Source organism: Arthrobacter sp. MMS18-M83 (assembly GCF_026683955.1).
In the GTDB taxonomy this organism is placed as follows: Bacteria; Actinomycetota; Actinomycetes; order Actinomycetales; family Micrococcaceae; genus Arthrobacter.
Window position 1 is genome coordinate 252,157 of the sequence record NZ_CP113343.1, and the last position, 26,866, is coordinate 279,022.

The window sequence follows — 26,866 nt, forward strand, 5'->3', positions numbered from 1 at the left end:
TCTCCTAGCTTGAGGGGTCAGCGGCTGGCGGAGAGCTGGCGGGCCTCGACGGCCGCGATCAACTGGGGAACCACGGTGAATACGTCACCGACAATGCCGAAGTCTGCGACGTCGAAGATCGGGGCGTCCTCATCCTTGTTGATCGCCACGATGGTCTTGGATGTCTGCATCCCGGCCCGGTGCTGGATCGCCCCGGAAATACCCAGCGCGATATACAGTTGCGGGGATACCGCGACGCCCGTCTGCCCCACTTGGTGCGACTGCGGTACGTAGCCGGCATCGACCGCGGCGCGGGAAGCGCCCACTGCCGCGCCCAGCGCATCTGCAAGCTGCTCGACAAGGACGAAGTTCTCCTTCGAACCAAGACCGCGCCCACCGGAAACCACTACCGCTGCCCCACGCAGGGCCGGGCGTCCGGAATCCACGGTCGTCGCAGTTGAGGACTCGATTGTCGCGAAACGCCCGGGACCATTCTCCGCCGCCACGCTGACGGCGTCAGCATTCACTGCCGCTGCTCGGTCGTCGATAGCCCCCAGGCGCACTGTGATGATCGGCAGTCCCCCGTCGACTGCCGACTCGGTGGTGTACGCGCCGCCGAACACCGAATGCGTGGCAATGACGCGATCCCCTTCGGCACGCACGCCTACTGCATCGATCAGCAGCCCTGCGCCCGTTCGCACTGCCAAGCGTGCGGCGACCTCACGGCTTTCGACCGTGTTGGCCACCAGCACCGCTGCAGGTGAAAGCACGCGTACGGCATCCGACAACGCGTCCAGGTCCGGGGCAGCCAGCAACTGGCCGGCCCGGTCGGATTCATAGATACGCACGCTGGCCGCGCCTAGGGCACCGAGTTCGGCGGCCAGATCGCGGCCCGCCCCGTGCACGACGGCGGCAACCGCCACCGGGGTGCCCAGTAACGAGGCCGCGCCGAGCAAGGAGGCTGCGGTGGATTTGGCGCCGCCCGTGTTCGTGGTTTCGATCAAAACAATGACATTGGCCATCGGAAAAGTCCCTTCGAGTTCTTGTAGAGGTTCAGATCAGCCGGCCGGCAACAAGGAAATCGGCTAGTTCGGCGGCGGCATTGCCCTCGTCGACGACTTTCCGGCCCATGGCCCGAGGCGGGCGCCCATTCGCGGACACCATGACGCTGCGAGCGGGGCCGAAGCTTCCTACGCCGAGATCCGATAGCCCGAGGGTCTGCAGTGATTTCTTCTTCGCCTTCAGGATTCCCTTGAAATTCGGGAACCTAGCCTCGGCCGCACGCTCTGTCACCGAAATCACCGCCGGCAAGTCTGCGCTCACCGAGAGTGTGCCGCCTTCGACCCCGACCACGCCGCTCACGGAACTCGACGTGATCGTCGCCGTGCCCAAGGAGGGCAGCAAGGGCAAGCCCAGCCGCTCGGCAACCATCGCCGGCACGACCCCGCCGCGCCCGTCAGTGGACTCGTTGCCGGCCACCACCAGGTCATATCCGGTCCAGGACAACGCCGCCGCCAAAGCCGCGGAAGTCGCGGAGGCGTCAGCCCCGGCCAACCCGTCATCTGCGACATGGATCGCCGAGTCCGCGCCCATCGACAACAGTTTGCGCAGGGACTTCGTGCTCTGCGCCGGACCGACGCAGAGCACGACGACCTCGGCATCCTTGTTCTCATCTTTGAACCGCAGGGCCACCTCCAGGGCACGCTCGTTGATCTCGTCCGGTATCCGGTCCGAAGCCACCCGGTCCAGCAGGCCCGTCTGAAGGTCCAATACCCGCTCCTCTTCCGTATCCGGAACTTCCTTCGCCAAAACAACGATCTTCATGTTGTTCTCCTCGGTCCTTCTCTCATTGCAAATGTGGTGGATGTGCGGATGGCGCCGGTACGCAAAAGTGGTCCATATACGTGAGCATCTCAATGATGCCGAGCTGGATCATGGTTGGTCGCCTTCCGCGAAGAAGTCCAGGAGGGAGTCGGTGAACTGTTTGGGCTGTTCGCGGGGGATGTAATGGCCGGTCTCGAACCATTCGACCCGCACGTCGGGCATGACCTGCTGAAGACGGTCGATGATGGGCTGGTCCAGGACGTTGCTGGTGCGCCCGATCATGTACAGGGTCGGCATGGCCGCCTTCGCCGACATCTCCCACAGGTACTCGCCGTCGGGCAGGCTCACCGAGCCGGTGATCCACTGCAGGTCCGGGTCGGCCCTGGGCACCAGCTTGCCCGCCCAGTTCCGACGCACCTGGTACTTCACATGCAGGTCGATGAACTCCTCGACCCACTCCGGGTGCTGCCCCACGTAGAACTCGCGCACCTCGTTCTCGTCACGGAAACCGCGCAGGTTCGTGTTGCGCTGGATGAAGTCCCGCATGAACCGCGCACCCTCCACGCTGGTCGCCGGCCCCGCATCCGATAACGCCATCCGCCGCACCTGCCCGGGGTTCTCCCCCGCGATCGCGATCGAGACGCGCACCCCGTTGGAGTGCCCGACAAGGTAATAGGGTCCGATGCCCATCTGCTCAAGCAGGCCGGTGACATCGCCGGCGAACGCCCGCACCGCGTAGCCCTGCGGGGACCAGCTGCTCTCCCCGTGACCGCGCAGGTCCGGGGCAATGACGTGGTACTTCTCGGCAAGACGGCGCGCGATCGGATCCCAGGTGTGGGCGGTGACGTTCAAACCATGCACCATCACCAGCGGCTGGTTGCCGCGCTTGCCCCACTCCAGGTAATGGATGTCCAGGCCGTTGACCCTGGCCCGGCCCTCTTGATACTCGTGCGCAGTCACAATGCTCCTCTTTGAGTTGGTCCGGGCTCAACACGCCCGGCAGACCAGCAATTCCATCCTAACTATATGTATGAATCGGATATTTGTCACCCCTTCAAGCCACACCCTGCCAACACCCCGAAGCTCATGTCGAACACGTATAACCCTTGAACCAGCCTGTAAATCAAACGGTGTTTCCAGCCTGACGGGGCACAACGGGGTTCGGGGAAAGTAGCTTTTGGATATGGCGCATGGAACCCTTGGAACCACTAAAGCGAGCAGGCCACCCCTGATGCGTCTGCCAGGCGCCGTGTGACCAGGTGGTTGAAATTGTCCGCGCAATTGTTGCGCTCGTTTGCGCAGGCGCCGTTAGAACCGCATGTTGGGGTTCGCCGAGGAATTGCGTCGACCCGGGGTACTCGCCCTCCTCGGCCGAGCAGCGCTTCTGTCTTAGGGTTCGCTGCTGGGCCGGCACATAAGGCATCGGATCAAGGGCATGCAGGCTGATGGTGAAGCCGCGCACCACCGAAAGGGCCGGCTCTGGAGGAGCTCGCGAAACTCTGTGAGAAATTACAGGCGGTCGCTCGGTCATGGAACAATGCGTGGGAGGAATTCAGCCGTTCCTGGACTTCGACGCGGAAAGCCGGCCCGCGGTCTGCGGCACCATCCCGATTGAGTTGTTGAACGCCCGCAACCGCGCGCGGTCAGAGGCCGCAGCCTCCCGACGGAGTTGGAGCACTGAGGTGCCCGTATTTGGCGACCCGATCCCTGGACCGACAGGAACCCCGCAAACCCGAGTGGCCGCGCGTCGGAAAGCTGCCTAGAAGGCTTTCGCCGTCACCATCGCGGGCCGCTAGCCGGACACGGAAAACTCACTGAACAAAACCGCCGAAAAGCACGCAAATGAAACTGATCCGGGGGAATTACACCTAGGCCCAGGTGATCCGCGACGCGACAAAGCCCGGGGATGCGGCCTTTATTTGCTCGAAGTGGGTGCGGAAGTGTTCGCGTGCGAGTCGTTCAGCGAGGTCGGCATCTCCGGCTATGACCGCCTCGCCGATGGCGGCGTGTTCATGGCGAATCGTACTGTCGGTCGTCTTTTCGGCTAGGCCGATATTCACCAGTCGTGACGTGTACATCTCCTTCAGCGCCGTGGCGAGTAGATTCAGCACAGTGTTTCCGGTGCTCAGCGCCAGAGTGTAGTGAAAGTCATTGGCGCGTTCCACGATGATGCTGGGCTCAACACCATCCCCTGCTTCACGGTCCAGCACTCGGCGAATCTGCTCCGCGGATTCCGGCGTGAGTGATTCAGCGGCTTTGCGCGCGACAAGAGGCTCGAGAAGGAGGCGCGCCTCGGCCAGTTCTTCGAGCGTCGCCCCGCCCAGATTGAGATAAAGGGAGAAACTGCGGCTGACGTCGCGCGGGTTGACGCGCAGAAGAACGGGCCCGCCACCGGGGCCCGAGCGCAGGACGATCAGGCCAAAGGTCTCGAGGATGCGCAGCGCCTCACGCAGGGAGCCGCGCCCCACATCGAAATGCTCGATCATTTCAGCCTCGTTCGGCAACCTGTCCCCGGCCTGAAGTTCCCGCTCGATGATTAGTTCCAGGATCGCCGAAGCGACGCGTTCCGACGTCTTGACCTGGCGACCCAGAGCGGTCGGAGATGCATCCGCCGTCCAAAGGCTCGACGTTGAGGTTTTCATGCGATTCAACCTATCGATAAGGGGGTATTCCTACCATAATATTCCCGATCGACGATTGCTTGACCATTTCCTCGTCGGCGAAGTGTCATCCGCCGGTCCGGCGGTGGACGCAGCGCTCTCGGCATGTTGTTATACACCCCTGGCAGGCCGGGCGTAGCACGGACGCGGCAGGAACTCAGTGGATCGTATACCCGCCGTCGACGAGGATCGTCTGGCCTGTGATCAGAGCGGCGGCGTCGCCGAGTAGGAAGGCGACGGCTCCCACGACGTCGTCTGGCTCACCGAAGCGGCCCAGCGGAATGCGAGCGAGCAGGGTAGCGGCGAACTCCGGCCGGGAGAGCGTCGATTCAGTTAACTCCGTACGCACGAAGGTGGGTGCCACTGTGTTAACGCGGATACCCAGGTGCCCCCACTCGAATGCCATGCTTCTAGTTAGCTGAACGACGGCTGCCTTGCTGGAGCTGTATGAAACGCGGTCTTCGATGGCGACGATGCCAGCTTGGGAACCAATGTTTACGATCGACCCTTTGATTCCCTCGGCAGCCCATTGTTTCGCGATGGTTTGCGATAGAAAGAACAGACCTTTCGCGTTCAGCTGATGAACCTGGTCCCATGCCTCTGGGGTGACCTCGAAGGCTGGTTGCGGCACATTCACTCCAGCGTTATTGACGAGCAGGCTGATTCCTACGCCCTCGGCGTGCAGCCGCTGGATGACAGCGGCAGCCCCGTCGATATCTGTCACATCCAGCACCACCGGCGACGTGCCGTAGCGCTCAGCGATCTGCTCGGCCTCGGCAGGTACCCGGGAAGTGCCATAGACGGTGGCTCCCAGTTCGTTCAAGCCGTCGGCGACTGCCCGGCCGAGCCCGCGGCCGGCCCCGGTGACGAGAACGGCGCGGCCATCGAGTCGAAAGGAGAACATGGAAACCTCCGGTGCATGGGTGGGTGCCAAGGGTTTAGTCTTTCCGCGCGGCGGACTGCGGCATCCATTCGAACGCGTCGCCCCGGTACTTGGCCACCCGAACGTCACCTGAGCGCGCGTGACCTTCAAAGCGCTCGACGCGGGCAGCGCGGCCTGTGATCTCCCCCAGCATGGCACTGGATTCTTCGTTGCGCACCTCCTGGTAGGTGACGGTGCGAAGAAACTTGCCGGCCCAGAGCCCGCCGGTGTAGCGGGCTGCACCTCGGGTGGGAAGCACATGGTTCGTGCCAATGGTCTTGTCACCGTACGACACACACGTCCCTTCGCCGAGGAAGAGGGCACCGTAGTGGCGCATCTTCTCCAGCGCCTCCCGAGGCTGTGCAGTCATGATTTGCACGTGCTCGAACGCGTAGCCGTCGGCCAGCGCGTACGCCTCGTTGAGGGTATCGACGACGTGCACCTCGCCGTAGTCCCGCCACGCCGCTTCCGCGAAGTCGCGGGTGGGCATGCCGGGCAAGAGCCGATCGACGTGATCGATCACAGCACGGCCGAGATCCTCCGAGGTGGTGATGAGCACGGCCGGGGAATCGGGTCCGTGTTCGGCTTGCGAAAGTAAGTCGACGGCGACGACGAAGGGATCCGCGTGCTCATCGGCGACGATGAGCACTTCGGTCGGCCCGGCGAACAGGTCGATGCCGACTTCGCCGAATAGCTGGCGCTTCGCTTCGGCAACAAAGGCGTTACCAGGTCCCGCCAGCATGTGCACGGGGTCGATGGTTTCGGTGCCCACGGCCAGGGCCGCTATCGCCTGGACGCCACCAAGGATGTAGATTTCGTCGGCGCCGGCGAGGTGCAGGGCGGCAACAGTGGCGTCCGGGATGCCACCGTCGATGGGAGGCGTAGCGGCGGCGACGCGCTCGACGCCGGCGACCTTGGCGGTGACCACGGTCATGTGCGCCGAGGCGAGCAGTGGGTAGCGGCCGCCCGGAACGTATGCGCCGATGGTGGTGACAGGCACATTCTTCTGACCCAGAAAGACGCCGGGGAACGTTTCAACCTCGAATTCTTGGAGCGAGGCAAGCTGATGCTCGGCCATGGTGCGCACCTGGGTCTGCACGAAGCGGATGTCGGCGAGCACCTGTTCGGGCACGCGGGCCATCACGTCTGCGATCTCCTCAGCACCGAGGAGGAACGATTCCGGTGCCCACGCGTCGAACTTCTGTGAGTATTCGCGCACGGCGACGTCGCCGCGGTCGCGGATATCGGCGATCACCTCCTCGACGGTGTTCTTTACCTTGGGATCAGAGCCGGCCACGCGGTCCCCGGCGGCGCGGGGCTTGAGGGCTAGGGAGATTGATGTGAATAGGGCGCTCATGGATGTCCTTTACACGTTCATGTTCGGAGAGTTTGAATATGTATACGTATACATCATGAAATGGCAGTGCGGCAAGACTGTAAGTTGATGAAGACAGGACCGTAGGTTGATCAGGAGAGGACGAACGAAACGATGGCAGCGACCAGCCGTGACGTGGCCCGCGAGGCCGGCGTCTCGCAGGCGACCGTGTCGCGCGTGCTCACCGCCGGGACCCCCGTGAGCGAAAAAACGCGTGCCCGTGTCATGGACGCCATGACGCGCATTGGCTATGTCCCGAATCGTGCCGCGCGCACCATGAAGACCGGTCGCACGGGGACCATCGGCGTCGTCGTGGCCGACCTTGGCAACCCGTTCTACCCACAGCTTCTCGAGGCGCTTAGCCGCAGTCTCGACGCCTCCGACCACCGCATGACTGTATGGGTCTCGGACGGGGGCAAGAATCAGGCCGCCCTTGATGCGATTCGGGAGGGGACCGTGGACGGAGTGATATTCACCACCGTCACCGAACACTCCCATGAGCTGGCACGGGCGCTCGAACAGCGAAGCCCCCTCGTGCTGGTCAACCGGACCGTCGAGGGCGCCGATTGCGATCAAGTCTCAAGCGCCAACCGGCAAGGCGCAGGCCTGATCGCCAACTACCTGGTCTCCCACGGGCGCACCCGTGTCGCATTCATCGGCGGAACTCCTTTGGCCAGCACCACGGCGCAGCGCCTTGGCGGCTTCTCGGACCGCCTGGCCCGACTCGGTTACCCCCTCCCCGACGAACTCGTTGCACACGGCGCGTACACGCACGAAAGTGGATGCCGCACCGCCGCGCGGCTCCTCAACCTGAACCCGGGCATCAACGCCCTCGTGTGCAGCAACGACCTCCTCGCCTTCGCCGCCCTCGACACAGCCAAGGCTGCCGGCATCCGCGTTCCCGACGACTTGTGGGTGATCGGCTACGACGACATCCAACAAGCGTCCTGGCAGTCGCTGAACCTCACAACAGTGCGGCAGGACGTGGCGCAATTAGCGGCGGAGGCTACCCGCCTGCTCTTGGCCCGGCTCGACGACCCTGACCGCCCGGCGATCCGCGTCGAGCTCGAGCCGACCCTCGTGGTGCGCGCCTCAAGCGCGTTCGCACCCGCCTGACTCGTCGCGTTACTCACGGCCGCAGCCGAGGCCGCCCAGGAACAGATTGAACACTCTATTGTGCACGGGTGAGGACCCATAAACTTGATCGGTGCGCATCAAAATATCTATACTCATAAATTAGGCCGGATCCGCCAGCTGGCTCCTTGCCAGCCCCACGCCAACGCGTGGCGGACCGACACGAACCTGGAATCAGGCATCACCGACAGGAAATCCCATGACGCATTTCTCGCTCGGCGCGGCCGGGGCCACATCAGAGTCCGATCAGCGGTGGCGACGTGTTGTGGAATTGAGGTAGCAGTGCCGCGCTCTACCAACCGTGCCGTCGTCACCGTCGGTGAGGTGCGGGCCGCCTCCGCGGGCGTGATTGCGCTTGCGGCGGTGTCAGGCGTCCGGTTCAGCTACGGCGTGATTCTGCCCGGCCTGTCCGCTCAGTTGAATTCGACCGTACTTGTGCTGGCGATGCCTTTCACCGTGCACTGGCTGGTGTTCACGTTGACGGCGCCACTGGCCTGGCGGGTGTTTGCACTCTATGGAACCCGGTTCATGTTCATAGCCGGCGGGGTGTTGTGCGGGCTGGGGATGGCAGCGCTTCCTCTCGTGGCGTCTCCGATCGAAGCTACCCTGACGTACGGCATCCTGGTTGGCTTGGGGACGCACGGCCTGGGACAGATGGCCGCCAACCATCCCGTACTCATGATCTCGGATCAGAGCCGGCGGGACCGCCTCTTCGGCGTGGTGGCCTGTGGTGCCCCTGTCGGCACGGCCGCATACCCAGCGATCAGTGCGCTCGTCACCGACGCCACCGGCTGGCGAGTGGCTGCCGTCGTCGTCGGCGCGACGGTGGTGGGCACCAGCTTGTTCGCGGCAAGGCTCCTCCCCTCCCGCTACCCCCGCCGTGGACTGGTGCCCGGCGTGCATACCGTGACCCGGGCTCGGGCTCGGGCGACGGCGCCGTGGCGCGAAGCGTCCTTCCTGCTGCTGTGCGCCGCATTCTTCACTTCACTGCTTGTCCAGACGGCCGTACCGGTCCTCCTGCCCGTCTGGGGAGCAGGCCAGGGCTTCAGCGCGGCACAGCTCGCCATAGCGTTCACCATCATGGGCTCTGCTGGACTGGTTGGACGCTTCGTGATGACGGGAACCGGATGTGTTTTCGGTCGCCAGCTGTGGGCGGTCGTGCCCGTAGGGCTGCTGGGAGTCTCCGGCTTCGTCGTCGCTGTCTTCGCCTCCAACGAGTGGTGGTTGTATATCGCCGTCCTCCTGCTCGGATTCAGCACGCCCGTCTTCGGCGCCCTCTTCGCCGTAGCCACTCTGGCCTGTTTCCCGCCGGAACGTTATGCGCAGATCAGCGGGGCACTTCTCGTGCCCGTCGGGATCGGCGCCGCAATATCTGGACTGATCCCAGGCCTTGCCGTCGACCATACCGTCCCGTTTGCCCTGATCTGGCTGGTGCTTGCGGGCATGCTCGCCAGCGGCTCCGTGCTCTTCCTCGTCGCTGAGCGGATATCCCCCGTGTACCGCGCTCAATTGGTGGTGTCGACAAGTTCCCGCTAGGGCGCGGACAGGAGACGGGCACCGCAAAACAGCACCCCACCGGCGGTTTACGGCCTCAGTTGTCCGCTGACGCGCGCAATCCGACACGATCCTCCGGGTGCGCGATCGCAATCAGGGCCCGGGCACGCTCCGCCAGGCTCCGCCCACCTAGCTCCGCAATCCCCCACTCGGTGACGACGAAGTCAACGTCGCTAGCCGAGGTAGTTACCGGGGTCACCCTTGCGAGCGACTTGACAATGCGGCCAAGTCCGCCCCCGCTGCGGGACGGGAGCGCGATGACGGATTCCCCGCCCACACTCTGGTGGGCAGCTCTCGTGAAATCATGCTGCCCTCCCCCCACTGCCACTTTGACGCCGCCCACCCATTCGGCATTGACCTGCCCCGAGAGGTCCACGCTAAACCCCGAGTTCACGCCCCAGAGCTTGTGTTGTTGCGCGAGCCGGAAAGGGTCATGCGTCACGCTCACGGGGTGCAAACGTACCGTTTCCGGCCAGGCAGCGGCACCAGCGTCCACCGCCAGACCGGTGGCGACGTTCAGCCCGGGATCAACCGTCTTCGAAACGGCAGAATAAGACCGCCCTACAAGGTATTCTCGCAAGGCCCTGGGAAGAATTCCCGAGTGTATGCCGATGCCCGGGCGAGTGGCCAAGGCGCCGATAAGCGCGTCAGCCACGCCACCCAAACCCACCTCGAGAGTGGCATCGCCGGGGATCAAGCCCGCCACAAGTTCGGCAATCCGATCACGCACCGGTTCCGCGGCAGCTGTCGTGGCGACAGGGCTGACGGCGGCACTGTCGTCGGAGACGGTGACAGCATCGGCCCACCACTCCGGCGGGGTCGGAAACAATCCGCCCACATACTCCCCCGCCGGTGCAACCTCGGCGGCGAGGCGAACCTCGGGCATAGCCGCGAGGGTAGGTGTGAAGCCCACGGCGTTGCCGAGTTCAAAGCCCCTGACGCCCCGTGCGACGCGAACCGCGTAAACATCGCAGGGAATGACTCCGGAGGACAGTAGACGATCAGTCTCCCATAGCGACAAAGGCAGGCTGTCGACGAGGTGGGCAAGCGCCCGCGGTGCCCCACCCGCGAGCATCGTGATACGCAGTCTTCCAGATCGCAGGTCATCCTCGGCGTTGTCGTCAAGAAAGGCAAAGCGCGCGGTCAAGTCCGATACATAGAGACTGACCCGGATTTCCCGGCGCCGCGCCTCACTCAGCAAAGTCGCGATCAGGCGTGTCGGCAGTTGAGGCGACATCGCCGATACCAGGTTCAGATGATCCTTGCCGTCAAGGATCTCGGCTGCCGCCCTCACATAGGCCCGGCTTTCACGTGCAACGTGTCGCGTCATTGCCACAATCTCCCGTCCGTGTACTTCCTCTTGCACAATCTCATGATGTTCATCATAATTATATGCATCAATAGTCGTGGGGCATAGGTGCCCCGAACCCGAGGAGCCAAAGGCATGACCCAACTCACTGAAGAGCAGGAAGACCTCGTCGGACTCATCCGAACCTTTGTGGACAAGCAGGTCCTGCCGGTCGCATCGGACTTTGATCACAAAGATGAGTTCCCCGAAGAGCTCGTTGAGGCCATGAAGGAAATGGGGCTGTTCGGCATCACGATCCCGGAAGAGTACGGCGGCCTGGGACTGGACGTCTTCACCTATGCCTTGGTCATCAAGGAGCTCTCTCGCGGATGGATCTCGCTTTCGGGTGTCATCAATACCCATTTCATGGCGGCATGGATGATTCAGACCTTCGGTACCGAAGAGCAGAAGCGGCGCTATCTCCCGCGCATGGCCACCGGCGAGCTGCGCAGCGCCTACTCGATGACCGAACCGCATGCAGGTTCCGATGTCCAGGCGATAAGCACCCGGGCACGCCGCAACGGGGACGACTACATCATCGATGGCCAGAAGATGTGGGCCACGAACGGATTGCGCGCCGGAATGGTGATGATCCTCGCGGTGACTGACCCCAAGGCCGAGCCGCGGCACCGCGGGATGACTGCTTTCATTATCGAGAAAGATCCGGGTGTGCAGGAACAGCCGGGCATCACGGTACCCGGGCAGCTCAAGAAACTGGGGTACAAGGGCGTAGAATCCACCGAGATCGTCTTCGACGGCTTCCACACTCCGGTCAGCAGCGTTCTCGGCGGCGAAGCCGCGGTAGGCAAAGGCTTCAAGCAGTTCATGGCAGCTGTCGAACTGGGCCGCGTCAACGTTGCCGCGCGGGCCGTGGGCCTGGCAACGTGCGCCCTCGAACAGTCCATCAAGTACGCCAACGAACGCGAAACGTTCGGCAAGCCGATCGCAAAGCATCAAGCCATCCAGCTGAAGATCGCCCAGATGGGCACGAAAATCAAGGCCGCGGAACTGCTGATGCTTGAGGCTGCAAGGCTCAAGACCACCGGTGCCCGATCCGACCTCGAAGCAGGCATGGCCAAGTTCTTCGCGACCGAGACCGCAGCCGAGGTCGCCCTTGAGGCGATGCGTATCCATGGCGGTTACGGCTACTCGCAAGAGTTCATGGTCGAGCGGCTTTACCGCGATGCACCTCTCCTGATCCTTGGCGAGGGAACCAATGAGATCCAGCAACTCGTCATCGCCCGCCGCCTTCTCGAAGGCTGAGATTCACTTCACACCAAGGAAGTCGCACAATGACCACCACGCATGCCGAGACCCGCGACCGCGGTGCGGGAAGCACCGCCCACGAGATCCTTACACTCAGGGTCGTCGAGCGCTATAACCAGTCCGACGGCGTGATCGCGCTGACTCTTGAACGCCCCGATGGACAGCCGCTGCCCGAGTGGACCCCAGGGGCACACATTGACGTCCACCTGGGTCAAGATGCGGTCAGGCAGTACTCGCTGTGTTCTGACCCCGCCGACAATACCCATTGGCGGGTGGGCGTCCTGAACGTCGCCGACGGGCGGGGCGGCTCACGACTCCTTCACGAGACGGTGCATGAGGGCAGCACGATTCAGATCGGCACGCCCCGGAACAACTTCGGGCTCGCCCCGTCCCCGCGCTACCGGTTCGTTGCAGGTGGCATAGGCATCACTCCGATTCTGCCCATGCTGCGGCAGGCAACACGGGACGGCGCCGACTGGACCCTCGTGTACGGTGGCCGGTCACGTTCCTCAATGGCCTTCCTCGACGAACTTGCCCCATACGGTGCCCGGGTGCAGTTCGTGCCGGAAGACACCGACGGACGCGTCGATTTTGCATCGTACTTCGCCGAGGTGCAGGCTGACACGCTCGTTTACGCGTGCGGGCCCGAACCACTGCTGCGTGTGGTCGAGGGCGCGACGGAACACTGGCCGGAAGGTTCCCTGCACCTGGAGCGCTTCGCCCCGAAGGTTGTCGAGCATCAGGCGGATACGGCCTTCGAGGTCACTTTCGAGCTCAGCGGCGTCACCGCCACCATCCCCGCCGGCAAGTCCATATTGGAGATCGCAGAGGTTAGCGGCATTTCCATCGACTCCTCCTGCCGTGAAGGAACCTGCGGGACCTGCGAAACCTATCTCCTCGAGGGCGACGTTGACCACCGGGACTCCATCCTCACCTCTGCCGAACGCGCCGACAGCGAAAGCCTGTTCATCTGCGTCTCACGCGCCAAGAGGGACTGCCCGCGGCTCGTCCTCGAACTCTGACTGGGCAGCCGTGGGTCGATTGCGAGGTGGGATCATCGAAACTGCACTACCCGCGACCGGGCGGAACCCTCGGAGGATCAGCAACACACTTTTCCTGACCGATTTCGAGTACCACAGAGCGACTGCCGCGCTCCCCAGCCAAGGGGCGCGGCAGTCGCGTTCTCTGTGGGCGGTGTCAGTCGCGGACGGCCACGAGGCGGCCAACGACCTCGCCGCGCTCGAGTTTCTGGACGCCTTCGCCGATCTCGTCGAACGAGATGGTGGTGATGTTGGCCTTGAGCTTGCCCTCGCTGATGAGCTTAAGCACCGCAGCGCAGTCCTCCTGGGTACCGGCTTGGGACCCGACCAGGGTGAGTCGGGAGAGTGTCAGACGCTGCAGGTTAAGTGTGCCCTCCGGGCGGCCCAGCCCGACCTGGACGACCTTGCCGTCGGGACGGACCGCCTCTATGGCGCCTGCGGTCGTCGTTCCGAAGCCGGCGTAGTCGATGATGACGTCAAGGTCCTTGTCGGCGAATTCGCGGATGTCCTTGGCGACGGCGGTCACGCCGAGTTCCCTGCCCAGGTCCCAGACCTTTTCGTTGACCTCGGCCGCGTAGACCTGGGCGCCGGCACCAACACAGACCTGCACCGCGAGGGATCCAAGGCCGCCCAGCCCGATGATGCCGACCTTGTCGCCGGCCTTCACGCCGCCGACCGTCATGGCGGCGTGGTACGCCGTCATTCCGGCGTCGGTCGCCGCGGCGGCCTGGTCGAAGGAAACCCCGTCCGGCACCGGGATGACGAACCTGGCTGGGGTGAGGACCTTCTCGGCGAATCCGCCGTCCATGCTGGTTCCAGGCGTGGGGATATCGCAAGGGATGGCGACACGCTGACCCGTCGCAAACCCGGTGACGTCGGGTCCGACCGCCGAGACCACGCCGGCAATTTCGTGCCCGAGCGTGATCGGCCGCTTGGGCAGGAGCCCGGACAACGTTCCGTCGAGGAATCCGACGTCGCTGTGGCAGATGCCGGCGCCCTTGACGTCCAGCACCAGCTCCCCCGGCCCGGGAACCGGGGCCGGAACATCATGCAGCTCCAGCGGGTGGTTCTCGGTAACGAACTGCCAAGCCTTCATGACCGTCTCCTTTGCAGTGAACGTCCGTGGCTCAGGTTATCCCCGCGTCGGGGCATCCTCAATGGGTCGCGCACGATCTCAACGCTCAGGAGACGAGTTCCTGGTAACTGGTGCTCACGAGTTCCACCGGAGTTCCCCATGGGTCTTCGCAGTAACGTACCCTGGTGCCCGACGCAGTGATGTGTATCTGGCTTCGGGTGCGGCCGCCCAGTGCAACGAGTTTCTCGACTGAAGCGTCAAGGTCCTCCACGGTGAAGGCAAGGTGGTGGATTCCTGCTTTCCAGTATTCAAAGTGCTCGTCCCGATATTCGACGGCGGGTTCGACGAATTCGAAGAGCTCGATGCCGACGCCGGACCCGTCGCTTAAGTGGGCGAGCCGCATGTGCTTCCACTTTTCGCCGAACACGTCCTTGCGACGATCAGCTGCCGCCGTTTGGATGCTGGCTTCGTGGGGCGCAACGAGTAGCGTCAGGTTGAACAGTTCGCTGTAGAACTCGACGCCGGCGTCGATGTCGCCGACCGTGATTCCTATGTGATTGACCAGCACTGCGGTGTTCCTTTCAGTCGATTTGCCCGGCGTACAAAGAGGCACGCCGAGGTTGGGTCTTTATGCGTTGCAGCCCCGCACCAAAACACAGAACTGCGGCTGGGACGACGAGGGCACTAAGGACTGTCCACATTCCGGTGATATTGCCCAGCGATCTCACAACAAGTCCGGACCCGAACACGAGAATGGCGCACGCTCCATACGCGACGCAGGAGTACACGGATGTCCCCACCCCCTGCTGTCTGGGGGTCAATCCCGCCATCACGATCCTCATCCCGGTCCGATAGCCGAGTCCCTGTCCGATGCCCGCTATCCCACACCCCGCAATCACAAGGGGAAGGGACACCACTGTGAGTCCCAGCACCGCCACAAGGCCTCCTGCAGCGATCGACAGCGCGGAGATGACCGTCGCCCACCTCATGGAGGCTCGGGCCAGCGAGTACTGCCCGATGTTGGCGAGAACGAGCATGCTGATGGAGGCCGAGTTCGCCAGAACCAGCGATGTCGACTCAAAGGCGATCGTGGCCGAGAGTGGGACTAGTGCGACGACCAGGCCGCCAACGGTGAAGGCCATTGATCCGAGCAAGTAACCGATCCACAGGGGTGGGCCGGGCGCTTCCGCGGTCTCTGACACTCTGCCGGCATCCACGGGTAGGGATCGAGTCCGGGACGGCCTCAGGCCCACGCCCACCATCGCAACGGCCGCGGCGGCGAGGACGAGATGGACGCCGAAGCCGGTGATTAGCGGGTCGGGAGCGAATTCGGCTACCAGGACGGCACCGCCGGTGCCGCTCAGGGCTCCGACAATGGTGACGGTTGCGACCATGGTGCGTCCGCGCTCACCTATAAGGGCCAGGGTGAGGGTGGCCGCGGCGCCGGCACCGAAGCCGAGGCTGATTCCGCTCAAGGCGCGTCCTACCAGTAGCCCGGGAAGACTGACCGTCAGATAGGCCACGTCCGCGGCCATCGTGGCCATCAGGCCAAGGAACAAGAGCAGTACCGGATGGGACTGAATCCGGTGAATGGTCATAACCAGGAGCACCGGAACGAGGGCGATCAGGAAGACGCTATATACCGCCGAAAGGTCGGCGACCCCCAGTCCGAGCTGCCGTCCATAGCTCGGAAGCAAAGGTGTGGCGAGCTGGGTACCGATTCCGACCGTGAGGAACGCGAGCCCAACGATGCGGGCGAGGGATGATGCATCGCCGCGCGACTTCACAGGGGTCGTGGTTTCTTTTTAGGGGCCATTGACGGGGTCCTTGGCCATCAGGACCAGAGGGTCAAAAGCGGTGCCTTCCGCATATACGTCCCCGAAGAGTCCCACGCCCGACCAGGCGAGCAGTGGAGTGAACGTGGACGAGCCGGCAGGGAGCTTCCCGGGGGAATTCGCCGGCACCAAACGGGCGATCCGACGACGCCGGGACTCGTCCGTTATGTCGGCGGTATCGGCTATCGTCAGCCACAGTCCCTCTGAGCTGGCCTCGATCGCCGGTTCAGCCAGGATGACAGTCATCATGCCGCCGTGGGCGCTGAAAGCCACCCCGCCGGCGAACCGGACCGTATCCGGCGAATGGTCGCCGGCGGCTCGAGGAAACGTGAACGCCTCACCCGTGACACCGGCCGGGACGACGATCGCCGTCTTGCCACCGGAGTTCTTCACGTAACTCAGGAAACTGGCTTTGACGCCCCAGTGCATTGCGCCGGCAGACGCGGGCACGAGGGGGTGGGCGCGGACCATCCCGTCCTGCTTGCCGGTGCCCGCATCTGCAGTGTTGTTCATGTTAGCTCGCGGCAGAATGAAGGATGATTGCCGCAACAGGGCACACGTTGGCTGCCTTCTCGACAACCGCTTCGTCGCCGGGCGCAACCTGTGGGTGGAGCAGGATGACCGTACCGTCCATGGGGTCTTGGTCAAAGAAGTCCGGCGCTACTTCGACGCAGTTTCCTGCGCCCATGCAGCGCTCGTGGAGCACCTCAATTGTCTTGTTTGCCATGATTTGCGTCCTCTCTGAATGTGTTGGATGTCCGTATGACATCTATGTGGCTTCGGTTACCAGTCCACGAGGACTGACTCGACGCCGTAAATGATGGAGTTGTGGAATTCTAGGTTTTCGACCTTTTCGACTAGTCGAAGGTTCGGGAACCGGTCGAAGATCTTGGCGAATACGGCCTGCAACTCGACACGGGCCAGTGGCTGACCCAGGCACTGGTGCACGCCGTAACCGAAGGCGAGATGCCCGCGTGCATCGCGGGTGATGTCGAACTTTTCAGGGTCCGGGAAGGCCTCCGGGTCATGATTGGCCGCCATAATGGGGGCGATCACTCCCTCACCCGCACGGATGTCGAAGCCTCCGATGGATGTGTCCTCCGCAGCCTGACGGTACGCGACGTGGTGGGCGACGCTCAGGTAACGCAGCAGCTCTTCGACGGCGGCCGGCACCAGATCGGGGTTCTCCCGCAACTTCTTGATCTGGTCCGGGTTCTCCAGGAAGAGCAGGGTGCCGAGCGCGATCATGTTGGCGGTAGTGTCGAACCCACCTACGAGAATGAGGTGCAACATGTGCTGCAGTTCCTCCGGGGTGAGCTCACCCGTGCGCACTCTGCCGCGCACCAGCCGGCTGATCAGGTCATCGGCGTCGCTGTCCCAACGCTCTTCAATGACCCGGGCGAAGTAGGCCAGAGTGTCGGCACCCGCCTGCTGCGACTCTTCCGGGGTGCTGTCCAGGCTCATCGCCTTCTGCACGCGGTCGAGGAAGAAATCACTGTCTTCGGGCGGCAGATCAAGCAATTTTGTGATCACGCGGGACGGAACAGGCAGTGCCAAGGTCTGAACCAGGTCGACGGGACCGCCCGATTTTTCCATGCCGTCAAATACTTCGTCGATCATGGCGTCCAGGTAGGGGCGATACCCCCGCACGCGCCGAATCATGAAGTCCGCGGTCAGCATCAGGCGGTGTACGTCATGTTGCGGTGGGTCCATGCGCGCAAATACGCGTTGGCCCTTTCGAAATGAAGCAGCCGTTTCGCTCGATTGCGGAAATCCGGGGCGCAAGGTGTCCGAGGACAGTGCCCGGTCATTGAGCAGTTGTTTGATGTCGGCGTATCGCGTCGCCAGCCACGCCGTTGAACCATCCCAAAGCTGCACTTTGCTGATGGGCTCGATCTTGCGGACTTCGGCCATTTCGGGGGGCTGGCTCAGCGGCCAGTCCCTCTGGAACGGGAACTTCCGCAGCGTCGATGTCTCGTTGGTTGATGCCATGACGGCTCCTTTCGTGAATGGGTCAGTAGCCCTTGCCTGCGGTCCAGCCGCCGTCGGCATTGATGATCGTTCCATTGATGAAGCGGGCCGCGGGCGTACAGAGGAAGACGACCGCAGCTGCCACGTCCTCCGGTTGTCCCCAGCTTCCGGTTGGCGTTCCCGCGATGATCGCCGCAGATTCGGGTCCGGTGCGCAGGTATTCGGCGTTAATAGGTGTTTCGACAATCCCCGGCGCGACGCCGTTGCATCGGATGCCGCGTCCCCCCAGTTCGACGGCTATCGACTTCGTGAGCATCACGAGGCCCGCTTTGGATGCGTTGTAGGCGGAACGGTTCTTGAAGGCGAGGTCGGCCGCCACCGAGGTGACGTTCACGATCGAGCCGCCGCGACCGCTGCTCAGCATGGTGCGCACCGCTCCCTGGGCGATGAGAAACGGGGCGGTCAGGTTGAGGTCGAGCGTGCGCTGCCAATCGTCGAGCGGGTAGTCCTCGAAGGAGTGCACTCCCCTGCGTCCGGCGTTGTTGACGACGATGTCAAGCGAGCCGAAGTCCGCGGCGACCCTGTCGGGCAGCGCCGCGGCCTGCTTCAGGTCGCCCAGATCGACGGCGTAGGGGCGTACATCCTGGCTTTCCCCGCCAAGGCTCGCGACGGCGTCTGCCAACAGCTCGTCTTGGATGTCTATGAGGGCAACACGCGCCCCTTGTGCGCGCAGACCGGCTGCAATGCTCAAGCCGATGCCTTGGGCTGCGCCGGTGACCAGCGCGACGGTGCCTTCGAGGGCAGGATGAGGCGCCATCATCATGAGGCCGGCTGACGGAGCGAAGCGAAATGAGCCGTCACATCATGGATGGGCGCTCGTTCAAGCACGAGATTCCGGAACTGGAATATCGACGCTCCAGCGGCCATTCCCGCAACGCTCAGAAGCCTGCCCTCCTTCAGATACGCAACGAAAAGGCGCTCTGGATCACCGTCAAGGACGACGGCCTGGTCATGCCCAAGGTTGGATCCGATGCTCTGGATACGGCTCCCGTACTGTTCAGACCAGAAGTAGGGTGCGCTGACGAAACCGCCGGCGTCATGGGTGCCAAGCAACCGCTTGGCCGCATAGGTGCCCTGTTCGACGGCGTTCGTCCAATGCTCGACGCGCATGAGGCGTTCGTAGAGCGGGTTATGCCATAGCGCGATATCACCGGCGGCAACGACATCTTCCGTGCCGGCTACCGAGCACGTCGTATCGCAAACCAAACCGCGTTCGACGTCGAGATTGCTGTCAAGAAGCCAGTCAACAGCGGGAACAGATCCGATGGCAACGAGCACAACATCGGCGTCCAGTGAATCGCCGTTTGAGAGGTGAACCCGCCGGATCGATCCCGACGCGTGCCCTTCCAGCTCGCGGACGGTCTGTCCGAGAACGAAACGAACGCCCTCATTCTCATGCTTCGCCTGTAGCGCGGCGCTGAAGGTCTGCCCAAGAATGTGAACAAGGGGTGCCTGCATTGGTTCAATGACGGTGACCTCCTTCCCCAGCTTGCGTGCCACGGAGGCAACCTCAAGTCCGATGAATCCGCCGCCCACGATGACGACACGCTGGGCCTCGGCCAGGTCCCCACGCATGTTGTGGGAGTCCGCCCAGGTGCGCAGGGAGTGGACACCGCCGAGCTGGGCGAACGGTGACGGGCGCGCCATTGTGCCTGTTGCAATCACGAGGCCATCGTACTGCTCGGCGAAGGGCCGGCCGTCGGCATGTATGCCGCGAACGGTTCGCCGCTCCAGGTCGAGGCCCTCCAACCCCCCGCTGATGCGTTCGGCGCGCAGTTCGTCCGCCCACCCCATGGCGACTTTCCCGGCGGGCAGCGCCCCGGAGAGAAGTCCCTTCGAGACCTCGGGGCGGCGGTACGGCACGTGGGGATCGCGGTCAACCGTGAGGAGGCGTCCGCCGAAACCTCCCTGACGGAGCTCGCGGGCAGCGCTCAGGCCCGCAACTGACGATCCGGCTATGACGATTGTTTTCATGTCTTAGACCTCAACCCTTTTCTCGGAGACTTGCCCGGCCGGCGGGGCAGATGGGGAGCCCTGCGTGCCGGCTGGTTGCGTTGATGCCGAGAGGGAACCGCCGCCTTGGTTCTTGCCCTTCGACTTCTCCTTTTTCGGCCGTGACAGCTTCTTGCGGCGGACGACAGCCAGGCCAACGGCCGCGATCAGTGCAACTCCGTTGAACATCGAGGCGACCCATTGCGCTCCCGAAACCAGCTGCAGGCCCTGTACGCCGGTGGCCAGCACGAAGATGGCGAGCACTGTCCCCCAGACGTTGTGCCGGCCCGGTACCAGCTGGGTGGATCCGAGGAACACGGCCGCGAAGGCGGGGAGCAGCAGGGAGGGCCCGAAACCGAGGGAGGGACCGGTCAGCGATACGAAAAGCACGCCGGCGAACCCGCAAATCGTCCCCGAGATCGTCAGCGAGAGGAATGACCACTTGTCGACCTGGACACCCGACAGCCGGGCCGCCTCACGGTCAAAGCCGGTCGCACGCATGTAGCGTCCCGCCGGGGTGCGCTCAAGGAGCCACCAGACAATGAGTGCGATGACGATCATGTAGAAGAACACCGCTTGGAACCCGAAGATGCTCGTTTGGGTCAGACCGGTAAAGAATTCATTGTCAACCGGCAGCGGCTCCCGGTTATTGGTCACGATCACCAGGAATGCCTCCAGAATCGATCCCATGGCCAAGGTGGCAATGAACGAGTCGATCTTCAGCTTCACCACTATCAGACCGTTCAGCATGCCGATCGCGGTTCCCACCGCAGTCCCCAGGAGGATTGCCCCGACCGGGTCGAGCAGACCGTTTGTCTGCACAATGACGGCGAGGATGCCGGAGAAGTTCGCAATGGCCCCGATGGACAGATCGAACTGGCCGGTGACCATGGGCACCAGCAATGCCAGCGCCACGATGGCCGCGATTGCCTCTGTGGAGGCCAGAAGATGGACCGTGTTCATGGTGGGGAACGTGCGCGGCGCCATGAACGAGAACAGCACGACGAACAGACCCCAAAGGTAGAGGCCGCTGAACCTGTCCAAGCCGGGCGAGAACTTTCTTCCTGTCACTTTCATGAGGTTTCAACCTTTGATTCATTGGAACGGAGAACTCTGCGATCGAGTTCGGCCACCGAAATGTCACTTCCGGTGAGCTGTTCGGTGATCACCCCTGACCGGATAATGAGGACGCGATCGCACACGGTGGCAATCTCTTCTGCGTCCGTGGAACTGATGACAACGGCGGCGCCGGCATCGCTGGCATCGATGATGTGACGGTGCAGTTGAGCCTTCGCGCCCACATCCACTCCCTGCGTCGGTTCGTCCAGGAGCATGACGCGCGGTGAGATGCGCATCCACTTGCCGATCAGGATCTTCTGCTGGTTACCACCGCTGAAGCTTGCCAGCGGAGCCTTCACGGCTCCCGCCGGCCGGACCGCGAGCCGGTCCATCCACTGACTGGATTCGGCGAGTTCGGCCTTGATCCGCAGATGACCGCCCCGGAAAAACTTCTTCATGGCCGGCAGGGTGAGGTTCTCGCACGCCGTCATTTCCATCAGGCCGCCACCGCGCTTGCGATCGGGAGCGAGATAGGCAACTCCTTTCTTGATCGCCGACGAGGGCCGGGCGGCAAGCAGGACCCCATCGACGCGAACGTCACCGCCCTCGCGTTCCCTCGCCCCGAAGATGGTGCCAAGAAGCGATTCCCTGCCCGAACCGGTCAAGCCGTAAACGCCGACGATCTCGCCCGGCCGCACCTCGAAATCCACCCCTTCGAGTGCATCCCCGCGTAGCCCCGATACCTTCAGAACAGGCTGGCCGCCTCCCGAAGGAACGTCGATGCTCTCGCGCCGTACGGGCTCGACAGTTCCACCGACGAGTGCGTGGATGATGTCCTCACGCGGGGCTTCCGCCACGTCCCTGGTGAACACCACATGACCGTCGCGCAGCACGCTCACCCGATCGGCGAGGCGGAAGACCTCGTCAAGGTGGTGGGTCACATAGAGTATGGCCACACCTTGCGAGGCCGCCTTCTTGACCATCTCATGAAGGTGGGCCACCTCTCGTGCCGGAAGCGTGGCCGTGGGTTCGTCGAGAATGAGGACAGTCACCTTACCGCCGTGCCGGCTCAGGGCGCGAGCGACGGCGACGCCCGTTCGCTGAGCGGCAGAGAGCTCTGCGACCCGCTTGGCCGGGCTGATGTCCAGCCCGACCGCTGCGAGGGCCTCAATCGCTTCCCGACGCGACTGCGCACGACGAATCGTGCCGAACCTCGTCGGAAAGCCCGCCCCGATGGCCAGGTTGTCAAGCACAGTGCTTTCAGCGACGAGCCCGAGGTCCTGGTGGACGATTCGGAGCCCGAGTTCATGCGCGCTCTTCGTGGAACCAAAGTCCAGGGGCTTTCCGGCGATCAAGACCTCCCCGCGACCCGGGTCCGGGGCGTGATAGCCACCGAGGACCTTGATGAGCGTCGATTTGCCCGAACCGTTCTGACCCAGCAGCGCGTGGATCTCTCCGGGGACCAGGTTCAGTTCGAGCGGGTGGAGCACCGTCCTTGGTCCGAAAGTCTTCGACACACGCGCGATCGAGATCGCAGGAGGCATCACCGCTGTTGGCGCTGTCATGGAGAGTCCCTTCTTTTCCTTCGGTCAAATGTTCTGGGCTTGGCTTGCGTGCCGGGTGCTACTTGACGCCCCACAGTTTCAGGTATTGCTCCAGGGCGCCCGTCGGGTAGTTGTAGGGAACGCTGGTGCCTTTGACGCTTTCCTGGGTGACCAGCTGGAAGGGCAGGACGGAGACCTTGTCGAGACCGTCGCTGTGGGTGATGGCGCGCAGGGCGGCATCAACCTGGGAGTAGCCCGCAACAGGGTAGGAAAAGGCGGTCCAGGCGACCTGGGAACCGTCCATGAGTCCGCCCTGGGCGCCCTGATCCATTGAACGGCCCCCGATCTTGACCTGTCCGTTCAGGCCGGCCGCCTTGAGCGCGGCTGTGATCCCCTTGGAGAACTGTGCGTTGTCGAAGAAGACGTAGTTGATGTCGGGCTTTGACCGAAGGGTATTCACGACCGTCGGGACGACCTGGTTTTGGCTGACCTGCGTCAGCGTGGATTCGAGAATCTGCACGCCGCACGCGGCGCACTTGTCAGTGACCTCCTGCTTGAAGGCCTTCACGAAAGCCTCAAGGGAGGGGATGGCTGGGATGTTCTCGAACAGCACCTGGCCCACGCCCTTGGAGTCAGCGATGAACCAGTCGGCCAGCGTCTTCCCGGCGGCTGCTTCTGCGTCACAGCCGACCGCGCCTTGAACGATGCTGCCAAGGGGCTGGAGCGGGCACACTGAACCGACGATGAGGGGGATGCCGGCGTCCTTGTACTGCTGAATGACGTCTTCACCGTACGCGGAGACGGGATCGCCGCTTATCAGGACGGCCTTGGGGCCCTTCGCGAGGGCGGTCAGCAACGCGGAGCGTAGGGTAGCGGGGTTCGAGCCCTGGTAGGCGAGCTCTTCGAAGGTCCAGCCGATGGCATCGATGGCCTTGTGTGCGGCATCAACCATAAGCGTCGTCGCCGGAAGGCCGCTGTTCAGGTAGATGATCTTCCCGTGTGCAGGCAAAGTCCCTTTGAGCGGAATGCTCTGGTTCAGGGTCGTGGGCGCTGCCACGTGTGCGTCGGCGATCGTCTTGGCTGCGGCCAGGTCTGCGGTGGTGGCACCCTTTGCGTCTGGGGCACCGCCAGCCGTTGCACATCCAGCCATAAGCAGTGCCGAGGCGGCAACCGCAATGCCCAACGTGAGCTTGCGGAAGGGGCTGCTTCCCACCCGGGTATTGACTGGGAAGCCAGCTGCGCGTTTCAGTTCTTTGTCCATTGCGAACTCCGTCGTTCGGGCGTCAACAACTGCGTTGACCCTATGGTTGATTGGGCGGAGTGGTGGCCTCCTGAGACCATCACATTCATACCTACTGTGACAACTATACACATGAATATGAATTGCGTCACTGGTTTTATATGAGCTACGTCACGGACCTTTTGTGAGCAGATACAGGACCGGGAATGCGTGATACGGCGGTGCCGGCCAGCCCACCAAGCTGCGCCAGATCCGGGTCCCGCCTCGACTCGTCCCCGGTCTCGAATCGCCAGGATGCCTTGCAGCTCAGCTCCAAAGGGATCGGGGGCGGATGCTCTCGCACCCGCCCCCGATCCTCATACAAGGCAACGCGTCCCGCCCTCGGTCAGCGACCGCAAACGTAGTCATCAATCGGCGCGGTATCCCACGCTCCCGCTCCGCCGGTCCCCCGGACGCTGCAGACCTGGGACGCACCGCCGTCGACGTAAAGGAGCTGTCCCGTGATATAGCTGGACCGGTCGGAGAGCAGGAATGCTGCGGCGTCTGCGATTTCGCCGGGGTGGCCCGCGCGGCGCAGTGGCACGGTGCCACCACGGCGGAGCAGATTCTCTTGGACGGCATCGATGACGACGCCGTCAAAAGCCTGCTGTGTGGCGATGAGCCCAGGGGCAATCCCGTTGACACCCACGCCGATCGGCGCACCGTACATCGCCGAACCGCGCAGCAGAGACAGAACGGCTCCCTTGGACGCCTGGTAAGGGATGATGTCGTGACTACCGTGTGTCCCGCTAATGGAACAGGTAGCGAGGACCGTTCCGCCGCCGCCCTGCGACTCGAACTGGCGAAGCGCGGCGCGAATACCGAGGAAGGTGCTGACGACATTCACCTCCATCACGCGACGGAAGTCGTCCAGGCTGAGATCGACAAGGCGCGCCGGACTGCCGACGATGCCCACATTCAGGTGATGCATGTCGATGCGGTCGAAGGCATCCAGGCCCGCTGCGATGTAGCGCTCGACGCCCGCCTCTGTGGAGACATCCGCTTGCACGCTGATTGCCCGGCTGCCATAGCGCCCCGCGACCGCGGCGGCGTCGTCTCCTTCACGGTCCACGACGACGACCCGCGCACCCGCTCCGACCAAGCGGTCGACCACGGCTTCACCGAGTCCGCGGCCGGCACCGGTGACCACCGCCACACGGCTTTGGAAGTTCTCCGTCACGCTTCGCGCCCCGCTTTATGCGCGTTCGAGGACGAGCCTGGCCACCCTGTAATCGGGCAACGTGATGACCCGGCCGTTGAGCACAGCAGCCGGCTCACCCCTTGCCACGGTCTCTTCGTACACGTCGCACACCTGGCGCGCCCGATCCACCTCGGCGGCCGAGGGGCGCATGACTTCATTGATGATGGGCAGGTGGGCGGGCGAGACCGCAATGCAGGCGGTGAAGCCGAGATCGGACCACGTCTGGATAAATGCGCGGACCTTCTCGAGGTCCTTGTACTCGGGGATCAGCGAGCCTCCGGTTGCCCACAGCCCGTAGGCGGCAGCTGCGGTGGCGATCTTCGCGCGTGCATACCCGCTGGTCAGCGACGAGAGCATGCCGTCGGCATCGAAGGGCCGTGAGCCGATGTCGGCGGCGAGGTCGACGTATCCGAAGTGCAGGCCGACGACGGCCGGGTGCGCCGCGATGCGGTCGAGCTCAATAAGCGCGCGGGCGGTTTCGATCATCACATGAAGCGGGTGAACCCTGCCTGCGCCACGCATGATCGCAACGACCTCGTCGAGCTCCTCGACCGTTTCGACCTTCGGGTAGGAGATGACGATATCCGCGTCGACGGCGGCGAGTGCCTCCAGGTCGGCCCGCCCCCAGGGCGAGCCGATGTTGTTGCTGCGGACTATGATGCGGCGCCCGCCGAAGTAGTCGATGTCTGCGAGCACTTCGATGACCCGTTCGCGTACCCGCTCCTTGTTTTCGGGGGTAGCAGAGTCTTCGAGGTCGAGCATGATTCCGTCGGCCGCGACCTCCGGAACCTTGGACCAATACTTCTCGTTGAGCACTGGGACCTCGATGAGGCTGATCATGCTGGCATATTCCTGGCGCGGTGTGCGTGCGGTCAGGTCTGTGGAGGTTGTACTCATGGTTGGTCGCCTTCCGCGAAGAAGTCCAGGAGGGAGTCGGTGAACTGTTTGGGCTGCTCGCGGGGGATGTAATGGCCGGTCTCGAACCATTCGACCCGCACGTCGGGCATGACCTGCTGAAGACGGTCGATGATGGGCTGGTCCAGGACGTTGCTGGTGCGCCCGATCATGTACAGGGTCGGCATGGCCGCCTTCGCCGACATCTCCCACAGGTACTCGCCGTCGGGCAGGCTCACCGAGCCGGTGATCCACTGCAGGTCCGGGTCGGCCCTGGGCACCAGCTTGCCCGCCCAGTTCCGACGCACCTGGTACTTCACATGCAGGTCGATGAACTCCTCGACCCACTCCGGGTGCTGCCCCACGTAGAACTCGCGCACCTCGTTCTCGTCACGGAAACCGCGCAGGTTCGTGTTGCGCTGGATGAAGTCCCGCATGAACCGCGCACCCTCCACGCTGGTCGCCGGCCCCGCATCCGATAACGCCATCCGCCGCACCTGCCCGGGGTTCTCCCCCGCGATCGCGATCGAGACGCGCACCCCGTTGGAGTGCCCGACAAGGTAATAGGGTCCGATGCCCATCTGCTCAAGCAGGCCGGTGACATCGCCGGCGAACGCCCGCACCGCGTAGCCCTGCGGGGACCAGCTGCTCTCCCCGTGACCGCGCAGGTCCGGGGCAATGACGTGGTACTTCTCGGCAAGACGGCGCGCGATCGGATCCCAGGTGTGGGCGGTGACGTTCAAACCATGCACCATCACCAGCGGCTGGTTGCCGCGCTTGCCCCACTCCAGGTAATGGATGTCCAGGCCGTTGACCCTGGCCCGGCCCTCTTGATACTCGTGCGCAGTCACAAT

25 protein-coding genes are annotated in these 26,866 nt (G+C 63.5%); 4 read left to right on the plus strand and 21 right to left on the minus strand.

Translation table 11 applies throughout. The features are described 5' to 3' along the window. Window positions 1–17 precede the first annotated feature (17 nt). From OW521_RS01175 to hisD, 6 genes are all read right to left on the minus strand, one after another. On the minus strand, window positions 18–1,001 hold the full coding sequence (locus OW521_RS01175; protein ID WP_268022225.1) for an electron transfer flavoprotein subunit alpha/FixB family protein: 984 nt from the start codon (window positions 999–1,001) through the stop codon (window positions 18–20). A gap of 31 nt (window positions 1,002–1,032) precedes the next feature. Continuing rightward, window positions 1,033–1,803: an electron transfer flavoprotein subunit beta/FixA family protein gene (locus OW521_RS01180; RefSeq protein WP_268022227.1), complete on the minus strand. Its 771-nt coding sequence runs from the start codon at window positions 1,801–1,803 to the stop codon at window positions 1,033–1,035. A gap of 108 nt (window positions 1,804–1,911) precedes the next feature. Next, on the minus strand, window positions 1,912–2,763 hold the full coding sequence (locus tag OW521_RS01185; protein WP_268022229.1) for an alpha/beta fold hydrolase: 852 nt from the start codon (window positions 2,761–2,763) through the stop codon (window positions 1,912–1,914). Between the two features lie 908 nt (window positions 2,764–3,671). Then, window positions 3,672–4,445 (minus strand): FadR/GntR family transcriptional regulator, encoded by a 774-nt coding sequence (locus OW521_RS01190; protein ID WP_268022231.1) that lies wholly within the window; start codon window positions 4,443–4,445, stop codon window positions 3,672–3,674. 175 nt (window positions 4,446–4,620) lie between these two features. Next, the gene (locus OW521_RS01195; RefSeq protein ID WP_268022233.1) at window positions 4,621–5,367 is read right to left on the minus strand and encodes an SDR family NAD(P)-dependent oxidoreductase; all 747 of its coding nucleotides are present in this window, start codon (window positions 5,365–5,367) and stop codon (window positions 4,621–4,623) included. Between the two features lie 34 nt (window positions 5,368–5,401). After that, complete coding sequence (gene hisD, locus OW521_RS01200; protein ID WP_268022235.1) at window positions 5,402–6,742, minus strand: histidinol dehydrogenase; 1,341 nt, start codon at window positions 6,740–6,742, stop codon at window positions 5,402–5,404. A 132-nt stretch (window positions 6,743–6,874) separates the two neighbouring features. Between hisD and OW521_RS01205 the strand changes: the two genes are divergently transcribed. Further along, window positions 6,875–7,876, plus strand: a complete 1,002-nt coding sequence (locus tag OW521_RS01205; protein ID WP_268022237.1) for a LacI family DNA-binding transcriptional regulator — start codon at window positions 6,875–6,877, stop codon at window positions 7,874–7,876. Window positions 7,877–8,176: 300 nt separating this feature from the next. Continuing rightward, a complete protein-coding gene (locus tag OW521_RS01210) occupies window positions 8,177–9,430 on the plus strand; it encodes an MFS transporter (protein ID WP_268022239.1) in 1,254 nt (417 codons plus the stop codon). 55 nt (window positions 9,431–9,485) lie between these two features. Here the strand turns inward: OW521_RS01210 and OW521_RS01215 are convergent, their stop codons facing one another. Next, the gene (locus tag OW521_RS01215) at window positions 9,486–10,778 is read right to left on the minus strand and encodes an acetyl-CoA hydrolase/transferase C-terminal domain-containing protein (protein WP_268022241.1); all 1,293 of its coding nucleotides are present in this window, start codon (window positions 10,776–10,778) and stop codon (window positions 9,486–9,488) included. A 114-nt stretch (window positions 10,779–10,892) separates the two neighbouring features. Between OW521_RS01215 and OW521_RS01220 the strand changes: the two genes are divergently transcribed. Both OW521_RS01220 and OW521_RS01225 read left to right on the plus strand, forming a co-directional pair. After that, window positions 10,893–12,059 carry an acyl-CoA dehydrogenase family protein gene (locus tag OW521_RS01220; RefSeq protein ID WP_234754920.1) on the plus strand — a complete coding sequence of 389 codons (1,167 nt, stop codon included), beginning with the start codon at window positions 10,893–10,895 and terminating at the stop codon, window positions 12,057–12,059. Window positions 12,060–12,088: 29 nt separating this feature from the next. Further along, window positions 12,089–13,084, plus strand: a complete 996-nt coding sequence (locus OW521_RS01225) for a PDR/VanB family oxidoreductase (RefSeq protein WP_268022246.1) — start codon at window positions 12,089–12,091, stop codon at window positions 13,082–13,084. A gap of 175 nt (window positions 13,085–13,259) precedes the next feature. Here the strand turns inward: OW521_RS01225 and OW521_RS01230 are convergent, their stop codons facing one another. The 14 genes from OW521_RS01230 to OW521_RS01295 all read right to left on the minus strand — a co-directional run bounded on the left by OW521_RS01230 (window position 13,260) and on the right by OW521_RS01295 (window position 26,863). Next, window positions 13,260–14,198, minus strand: coding sequence for a zinc-binding dehydrogenase (locus OW521_RS01230; protein WP_268022248.1), 939 nt, complete (start codon window positions 14,196–14,198; stop codon window positions 13,260–13,262). 85 nt (window positions 14,199–14,283) lie between these two features. Then, window positions 14,284–14,745 (minus strand): VOC family protein, encoded by a 462-nt coding sequence (locus OW521_RS01235; RefSeq protein WP_268022249.1) that lies wholly within the window; start codon window positions 14,743–14,745, stop codon window positions 14,284–14,286. Between the two features lie 13 nt (window positions 14,746–14,758). Beyond that, window positions 14,759–15,964, minus strand: coding sequence for an MFS transporter (locus tag OW521_RS01240; protein ID WP_268022250.1), 1,206 nt, complete (start codon window positions 15,962–15,964; stop codon window positions 14,759–14,761). A gap of 18 nt (window positions 15,965–15,982) precedes the next feature. Next, complete coding sequence (locus OW521_RS01245; RefSeq protein ID WP_268022251.1) at window positions 15,983–16,525, minus strand: HtaA domain-containing protein; 543 nt, start codon at window positions 16,523–16,525, stop codon at window positions 15,983–15,985. A gap of 1 nt (window position 16,526) precedes the next feature. Continuing rightward, window positions 16,527–16,739: a ferredoxin gene (locus tag OW521_RS01250; protein ID WP_234754914.1), complete on the minus strand. Its 213-nt coding sequence runs from the start codon at window positions 16,737–16,739 to the stop codon at window positions 16,527–16,529. Between the two features lie 56 nt (window positions 16,740–16,795). After that, window positions 16,796–18,004 (minus strand): cytochrome P450, encoded by a 1,209-nt coding sequence (locus OW521_RS01255; RefSeq protein WP_268022254.1) that lies wholly within the window; start codon window positions 18,002–18,004, stop codon window positions 16,796–16,798. 22 nt (window positions 18,005–18,026) lie between these two features. Beyond that, the gene (locus OW521_RS01260; protein ID WP_268022256.1) at window positions 18,027–18,806 is read right to left on the minus strand and encodes an SDR family NAD(P)-dependent oxidoreductase; all 780 of its coding nucleotides are present in this window, start codon (window positions 18,804–18,806) and stop codon (window positions 18,027–18,029) included. Beyond that, entirely contained in the window at window positions 18,803–20,017 is a 1,215-nt protein-coding gene (locus tag OW521_RS01265) for an NAD(P)/FAD-dependent oxidoreductase (protein ID WP_268022258.1), read from the minus strand. Before OW521_RS01265 ends, OW521_RS01260 begins: the two co-directional genes overlap by 4 nt. 3 nt (window positions 20,018–20,020) lie before the next feature. Further along, window positions 20,021–21,112: an ABC transporter permease gene (locus OW521_RS01270; RefSeq protein WP_268022260.1), complete on the minus strand. Its 1,092-nt coding sequence runs from the start codon at window positions 21,110–21,112 to the stop codon at window positions 20,021–20,023. Further along, a complete protein-coding gene (locus tag OW521_RS01275) occupies window positions 21,109–22,659 on the minus strand; it encodes a sugar ABC transporter ATP-binding protein (protein ID WP_268022262.1) in 1,551 nt (516 codons plus the stop codon). The genes OW521_RS01270 and OW521_RS01275 overlap by 4 nt, the downstream gene beginning before the upstream one ends. 58 nt (window positions 22,660–22,717) lie before the next feature. Beyond that, window positions 22,718–23,899 carry a sugar ABC transporter substrate-binding protein gene (locus OW521_RS01280; RefSeq protein ID WP_268022264.1) on the minus strand — a complete coding sequence of 394 codons (1,182 nt, stop codon included), beginning with the start codon at window positions 23,897–23,899 and terminating at the stop codon, window positions 22,718–22,720. Window positions 23,900–24,263: 364 nt separating this feature from the next. Continuing rightward, a complete protein-coding gene (locus tag OW521_RS01285) occupies window positions 24,264–25,097 on the minus strand; it encodes an SDR family NAD(P)-dependent oxidoreductase (protein ID WP_268022266.1) in 834 nt (277 codons plus the stop codon). Between the two features lie 15 nt (window positions 25,098–25,112). Further along, window positions 25,113–26,015, minus strand: a complete 903-nt coding sequence (locus OW521_RS01290) for an HpcH/HpaI aldolase/citrate lyase family protein (RefSeq protein WP_268022268.1) — start codon at window positions 26,013–26,015, stop codon at window positions 25,113–25,115. Further along, window positions 26,012–26,863, minus strand: a complete 852-nt coding sequence (locus tag OW521_RS01295) for an alpha/beta fold hydrolase (protein ID WP_268022229.1) — start codon at window positions 26,861–26,863, stop codon at window positions 26,012–26,014. Before OW521_RS01295 ends, OW521_RS01290 begins: the two co-directional genes overlap by 4 nt. Window positions 26,864–26,866 lie beyond the last annotated feature (3 nt).